A 5998-nucleotide genomic window follows, 5' to 3' on the forward strand; every position below is an offset into this window, starting at 1 on the left:
CATACCAAACATTAACTGAAGTCCAAGCAGCCATTGGTTGTTATATCAATTTTTATAATCGCAATCGTATCTCAAATGTTGCCTAAGTAACTGAATAAAAATAGTCCAATTTATTGACTTCTGAGCATAGACAAGCGCTGTGTGATTTGTGGTAAGTCTCACGCCGATTTTGCACACGTTGATAGTGTGGGTGCTAACGGCGGCAATCGTCAGAAGATAAAACATTTAGGATTACGATCAATGAGCCTGTGCCGTGAACATCATCAAGAGCAACATAAGATAGGCATTCAGTCATTCATGAATAAGTACCACCTGAACGGTATCAAGATTGACGAAAAAATAGCTTTGGCACATGGACTGAATATGAGGTGAACAAACTGAATAAAGTAATTTTAGATTTAACGTTTCTTAAACAGGTGACGATAAACAAATATATTGACGCAGAACGAAAAAATAGGTATGCAGGAGCACGTTTAAAACGTCTCGCTACTACTTTTACACCAGAAACGTTTTTTCACAGGCTATGGTCGATAATATAGCTTTTGAATGGCCGTGCAAATTGAAACTTGATTAGTATTTACCAGATGGCAGAATAGATCCAGATAATTGGGCGTTTCTCAAGAAGTTTATTTTTGACGGTATGCAGACAGCTAAGGTGCGAGGCAACATATTTTTACAAAATGACAACATAAAACACATCAAGGGGTTTGACGAAGATTTTTATATCGATACATCAAATCCAAGATTGGAAATATACGAGCTAATTGTAACAAAAAAGCCATCAGACAAAAATGAACACTGTGGCTAGAAGAAAAATTATGATTGCTTGCCAACAGAGCCCGATGGCGGACCAAAAAATTATGTGGCTGTTTTTAATGACAATACCTATAATTAGCACTAAAAAAATAATGATTGCAAATGAAATGACATAGGTCATACGATTCCCCCAAATTTTATACAAAATATTATTCTAACAAAAAAGGAGATAAATGCAAATTGATGATTGAAATAGGACACAACTTACAGCATGCGATTGAGTTGGGCATGTATTTGTCAGCAATGGTCGCAGCGGTGCATATCGTGATGAAATTTGTGACAGAAATGAAAACTCACTATAAGTGATTTATGTAGACAAGCATCAATACTTGTATTGTTATACCGAAAATAGAAATCGCTTTCGTGCCACGGCTATGTATTAAAAAGCCAATCAGAAGAGTGATCAGCAATAGAAAAATCATAAAGTAAATTAAAGCGTGAAGTAGTAATAAGGTCATAGTACCTCCTAACGTTTTTAATATTATAACATGTAGAAAGAAGAGCGAAAAATGGCGGACAGGATTGATAAATATCTAAGTGATTATTTCTCGAGCGTGATCGAAATGCAGATTAGGCTACGCATTAGAGAACTTGAAACGCCAACGTCATTTGATGAAAATATAGGCGGTGGAAAGGCAGAAAATAAGCGTAACATTCAAACTGAAAATGACAACATCATTCAGGAAAGCGATTATATTTTGCAATCATTCATTAGAGACAGATGGTTTATGACTAATTTCCTAAAGGTGCTGACCAGTGAAGAAAGAGCCATGCTTGAATTGCGTTATGATCGTAGAAGAAAGCGAAGCTGGCTTCAAGTGGCAAGCATATTGTCAAAGTCAGAGAGTCAGTGCTACCGAGATATGCAGAGAATTAAACAGATTTATAGGACTTCTGTTTTTGCTAGTCGAGCTGTGGAAAACTGAAAGTCTCAAAAAGACGCGAGTTTTGTGAAAGTTTTTAGCTTGAAAACGGTGCTATTTTTGTATCATCAAATAGTTAACAAAAAATACTGATGAAGTAGTAATATACTTCTGTGGGGTTTATTAGCGAAGCACCCACAATACTCCTGGGGAGTACAAATCATAACAAAATACGTTGATTGAAATATCGACAACACCGAAGAACGCCGACGACGTTCTTTTTTATTTGGGGTTATTGCTCATTCATTAAAAGCAAACGTGACTTATGTTAAGATACCGGGTGATTTGTAAATAATAAAAATGTGTAATATTGCCAATAGTATTTACGTTGACTATTACAAACCAGTAGTCGCTTGTCTGCGATTGCGTAAATAGTGGTAGTTTTAAAAAAATAATATACATTGTTAATACTAAAAAAATTTTCTAATAGATTGGACACTTTTTCAGGTTGCTAAAGCATTTATACTTTGTTAATATCATAAAGAAAAAATAATCTAATTTTAAGTAACGATTATAAAAACACAAATTTGAAATGAATTCATTCATTCATTCCGGTTTAACTGGTGAACGACTATGTTTTTAGGACGGATTGAAATTTCTTGTGAAAACAAAATCAAAAACAAAAAGAATTGATCGTAACATTTTAGCCAATGGTGCTATGAGTTTACTAGCCACCATTATCGGTGGGCTTATAGCATTTGTTCCAGTTATCATTCAACAAAATTATGAGACTAATCGATCTAACAGAGAATACATAACACGAATGAGAATTGACAAAGATCAGGAATTATCTAAAGACTTAGTAGTTTATTACAATGGATTAGATGATTATTTATCCAGTATAATTAGCGAATATCAAATGAAATCAGTTGACAGTAGTGATGAGTTTTTGAAAAGAAAATTAACTATATTGAGTAAGTTATACTCGTATAATATGTTAAATAATAAAGATTTTAGAAATGTTGATATTCTAATTCCGTTTTCGTCCGATAGCACAGGTGAGAAATGGGGAGAAATGCAAAATTTATCAAAGGCTTCATTTGATACATTAGTCGAAAAAGCTCAACCCAACCTTTTAAACGAGAATAAATCTATTTCGGATCAAGAGACGTTGAAAACTTTTATTTACATACAAAATAATATGTATTCAAAATACAAACAGTTGATTCAGGATGTAACAGAAGATTTGTCGAAACAAGTCAAGAAAATTGAAGGAAAACACTCGTAGAAAAATTTTGTGATAGTTAATATTTGATAACTTTCTTATCACTAAAATCACGCTGTCCAATTCGTGTATTTGTTATAGATACGCAAGTTGGACTTTTTATTTGGAGAAAACTATGAAAAAAGATGACGATTATGGACTTGTCGCCAGTAATGATGAATTAAACATCTACCGCAGGCTAGACAGGCAACAAAAATATAACAAGAAGCACAAGAAGGCATCTAAACGCAAGTCGAATACAGACAAGCGCAAAGATGCCTTTTATGATGATAGGAAGTGGCGATAATGGGCTACACAAAATGGACTGATGAATTAAAGAAGCGTGTTCAAGAATTGAGTAAGCAAGGACTTGATTCAAGAAACATAGTTGAAAAACTTTATGATGAAACAGGCGTTTATTATACGAGACGTTCCGTGCAACGATACGCAAGCGTAAAAGCACCACAACCTCATAATGACGAAAATGGCCATTTTAGTATCGAGCCTCAATATAGCTATGTTAGCGACGGCAAGGTTGATGATATTAAAATCACAGCCAAGTATCTACTACTGAATGAGCAGACACAAAAGACACCAGAAGATATCCTTGAGTATCTTAATCTTGATGTCAACGACTGGCATATCGTGTCAGCAATTCCAAACCAATGGACGACACAAACAGACAATGGACCAAAGTGGAACTTCCAGTTAAAGGTTAATGTTAAGCCAAAGCTAGATGATGAATTAACACCACAAGATATTGTTAATCTGTTCAAAGCAGACATTAAGCCATACACAGTCAAACAGGTTGCACGAGATACGCACAATTTGGTTGTACCGCTTCCTGACTTACATTTTGGTATAACAACTAGCATGCTTGATGTTAAAGGTCACTTAGATAGGCTTTTAGAGCTTATCAATAAGGGATACAAAACGATTGTGATTGAACAGCTTGGTGATCTATTCCATTCTAGTCAGATGTGGTCATCACAGACTTTAAAAGGCACGCTAGTTGATGAAGTCAATATGGTACAAGCTGTTGAGGATGCTAAACAGTTCTTTGACGTGCTGGTAACTGCTGCATTGCAAAACAATACAACGCTTCACATCAAACAAATGGCGGGCAATCATTCAGGCAACATGGAGTACATGTTCATGGAGTATTTGAAAGCCAAGTACCCACAAGTTGTTATCAAGAACAATATCCAGTTCCGTGATGCTTATTTGTTGGATAACGTGGGTATCATGTTAGCTCATGGTGACTTAGCACCTAAGAACTTGCCTATGCTATTTGCTAATGAGTTCGGTGGTGTCTGGTCACTATCTCATAGTCGTGAAATCCACAAAGGTCATTTCCATAAGGAAAAGATAGTTGATGAGGGTGGCGTGATTAGTCGACAACTCGGAACAGTTAAGCCGAATGACAATTATGAAATCATGAACGGTTGGACGTTATCCAAGAAAGAGCTATATGCACTTGAGTATGATAGCGACAAGTTAGTTGCCGAGTGGCACGTTTAACTAAAAGTAGTGAGTCATCTCATCAATGCTTTCAAAAAAGTGGTTAATGAATTCTAAAGCGCCGCCTGAAACCAATTCAAATACCATGAAAAGCAAGGCGACTAATAACAACAGCATTATCCATGTTTGTTGAGCATTCGTGAATGATGCGCGAGCAGGATAAAATGATATAACAGTTCCTATAGCGGTTACGATGATGAGCACTTTTAATAAGTCAATAATTATATTGATCATAATTGTATATCCTTAATTTAGATTATGTTACTAATATTTTAATCCAAAAAATTAGGTTAATGTAAATAACGCTTGAAAAATATACAATCTGCAATTTCTAATCCAACCCACGTCTCTCTAGTAGTATAATTACTGCTATTGGAGGCTGGAAATGTGAATCAAAAAGAGGCATACAAAAAATTGACTCAACTGTATGAAACTGAGAAGATTAACTCAGTTTTGATATATGGAGAGGATATCAAAAAAATTATATTGACGACATTTGTTTTTGCCTTAAAAATGTCTGGCAAAGCGGGAATTCTTTTAAGGGTTCACAGTTATTATTATGCTCAACAACTCATAAAGAAAACATTTGAACAATATTCATATCATTATAATATAAACTTGAAAACGCCTTCTGAAGTATCTATTTTTGGTAAAAATATACTGTCACATCGCTGGGACCAATATAACTGTTTGCCAATTAGTTATGATGTTAGTGTGTATTTGAAGATAAATAACTCTGTTGAACACTCAGACGGAGTAATGTTTTACAATTTGAAGCGGGCTTTAAGTAATGACACTTCACAACTACGTATATTGATATTTGATGGAAGCGAACCGCCATCCAATTTATTTGATATTCAAGACAGAACCAGCACGTGTATTCAAATTGATTAAGCGCATAAGCGCTTTTTATTTTGCAGTGAATGAGGAGAAAAGATGAAACAATTTATACATGATTGGATTCACTTAACACAAGGAGAAATGTTTATAAAGTATTGGCATTTGTGGTTGTTTATGGTGTTGAGTGCGTTACTGATTTCTATTGTTGGCGTATGGTGGCATGATGACATTTTCAACCAACATTAAAAAACATTGCAAGAACGTGTTGATGCTCAAAAAGCAAAAGACTTACGTGACAAGTTAAAACAATGGGAACGACACATTGAACCACTTTTAATCAAACGTGGCGATAGCGTTGAATCTATACTTCGATATAAAAAACTTTATTTTAGTGATGATGATGTTAGAAAATAACTTGACTATCTTTATTTAAGAAAGCTTTATCCAAATCGGCATTCTCAGCGTGAGCCAACTAAACCAACTAAGCAGTGAGGAGAACGTTATGCAATGTTTAATGTTCAATCGCATACTAAGCCGTAACGAGAAACAACTATTAAGGAGAAATAATGCTCTTATACTAAAAAAATGGACTATTTTTATTCAGTCCGTAAAATGAAAGTATAGGAGTATTTTTATGTCAATTCGTTATTCACAAGATTTTAAAGATTCACTGGTTAAACTTCACCAAGAAGGA

11 protein-coding genes are annotated in these 5998 nt (G+C 34.7%); 10 read left to right on the forward strand and 1 reads right to left on the reverse strand.

Translation table 11 applies throughout. The features are described 5' to 3' along the window. The 7 genes from FF105_RS11675 to FF105_RS11330 form a co-directional block, all read left to right on the forward strand. A partial coding sequence (locus FF105_RS11675; RefSeq protein WP_442915988.1) for an IS3 family transposase occupies positions 1-86 on the forward strand: 86 nt, incomplete at its 5' end. A 40-nt stretch (positions 87-126) separates the two neighbouring features. Beyond that, positions 127-372, forward strand: a complete 246-nt coding sequence (locus FF105_RS11300; RefSeq protein WP_260351417.1) for a putative HNHc nuclease — start codon at positions 127-129, stop codon at positions 370-372. 627 nt (positions 373-999) lie between these two features. Beyond that, entirely contained in the window at positions 1000-1122 is a 123-nt protein-coding gene (locus tag FF105_RS11310) for a hypothetical protein (protein WP_010291508.1), read from the forward strand. A gap of 203 nt (positions 1123-1325) precedes the next feature. Continuing rightward, positions 1326-1742 (forward strand): DUF722 domain-containing protein, encoded by a 417-nt coding sequence (locus tag FF105_RS11315; RefSeq protein WP_188353680.1) that lies wholly within the window; start codon positions 1326-1328, stop codon positions 1740-1742. 598 nt (positions 1743-2340) lie between these two features. Continuing rightward, positions 2341-2967, forward strand: coding sequence for a hypothetical protein (locus FF105_RS11320; RefSeq protein ID WP_200136511.1), 627 nt, complete (start codon positions 2341-2343; stop codon positions 2965-2967). A 112-nt stretch (positions 2968-3079) separates the two neighbouring features. After that, a complete protein-coding gene (locus FF105_RS11325) occupies positions 3080-3250 on the forward strand; it encodes a hypothetical protein (protein ID WP_010291512.1) in 171 nt (56 codons plus the stop codon). After that, a complete protein-coding gene (locus FF105_RS11330; protein WP_188353682.1) occupies positions 3250-4464 on the forward strand; it encodes a helix-turn-helix domain-containing protein in 1215 nt (404 codons plus the stop codon). Before FF105_RS11325 ends, FF105_RS11330 begins: the two co-directional genes overlap by 1 nt. On the opposite strand, the gene FF105_RS11335 is transcribed toward FF105_RS11330, so the two are convergent. Next, entirely contained in the window at positions 4465-4698 is a 234-nt protein-coding gene (locus FF105_RS11335) for a hypothetical protein (protein WP_010291515.1), read from the reverse strand. Between the two features lie 153 nt (positions 4699-4851). Here FF105_RS11335 and FF105_RS11340 point away from each other — a divergent pair, with 153 nt between their 5' ends. The 3 genes from FF105_RS11340 to FF105_RS11350 are packed head-to-tail and all read left to right on the forward strand — an operon-like array spanning position 4852 to position 5718. Next, a complete protein-coding gene (locus FF105_RS11340; RefSeq protein ID WP_010291516.1) occupies positions 4852-5358 on the forward strand; it encodes a hypothetical protein in 507 nt (168 codons plus the stop codon). A 42-nt stretch (positions 5359-5400) separates the two neighbouring features. Continuing rightward, positions 5401-5550: a hypothetical protein gene (locus FF105_RS11345; protein ID WP_188353683.1), complete on the forward strand. Its 150-nt coding sequence runs from the start codon at positions 5401-5403 to the stop codon at positions 5548-5550. Between the two features lie 6 nt (positions 5551-5556). Further along, positions 5557-5718 (forward strand): hypothetical protein, encoded by a 162-nt coding sequence (locus tag FF105_RS11350; RefSeq protein ID WP_200136513.1) that lies wholly within the window; start codon positions 5557-5559, stop codon positions 5716-5718. Positions 5719-5998 lie beyond the last annotated feature (280 nt).

This window comes from Leuconostoc sp. UCMA20149, from assembly GCF_030400235.1.
Taxonomy (GTDB): domain Bacteria; phylum Bacillota; class Bacilli; order Lactobacillales; family Lactobacillaceae; genus Leuconostoc; species Leuconostoc pseudomesenteroides.

Excerpts from the sequence above, each read along its gene's own strand:
- FF105_RS11335 (WP_010291515.1), bottom strand. The coding sequence starts at position 4,698 with ATGATCAATATAATTATTGACTTATTAAAAGTGCTCATCATCGTAACC.
- FF105_RS11325 (WP_010291512.1), top strand. The coding sequence starts at position 3,080 with ATGAAAAAAGATGACGATTATGGACTTGTCGCCAGTAATGATGAATTA.
- FF105_RS11315 (WP_188353680.1), top strand. The coding sequence starts at position 1,326 with ATGGCGGACAGGATTGATAAATATCTAAGTGATTATTTCTCGAGCGTG.
- FF105_RS11345 (WP_188353683.1), top strand. The coding sequence starts at position 5,401 with ATGAAACAATTTATACATGATTGGATTCACTTAACACAAGGAGAAATG.
- FF105_RS11330 (WP_188353682.1), top strand. The coding sequence starts at position 3,250 with ATGGGCTACACAAAATGGACTGATGAATTAAAGAAGCGTGTTCAAGAA.
- FF105_RS11310 (WP_010291508.1), top strand. The coding sequence starts at position 1,000 with ATGATTGAAATAGGACACAACTTACAGCATGCGATTGAGTTGGGCATG.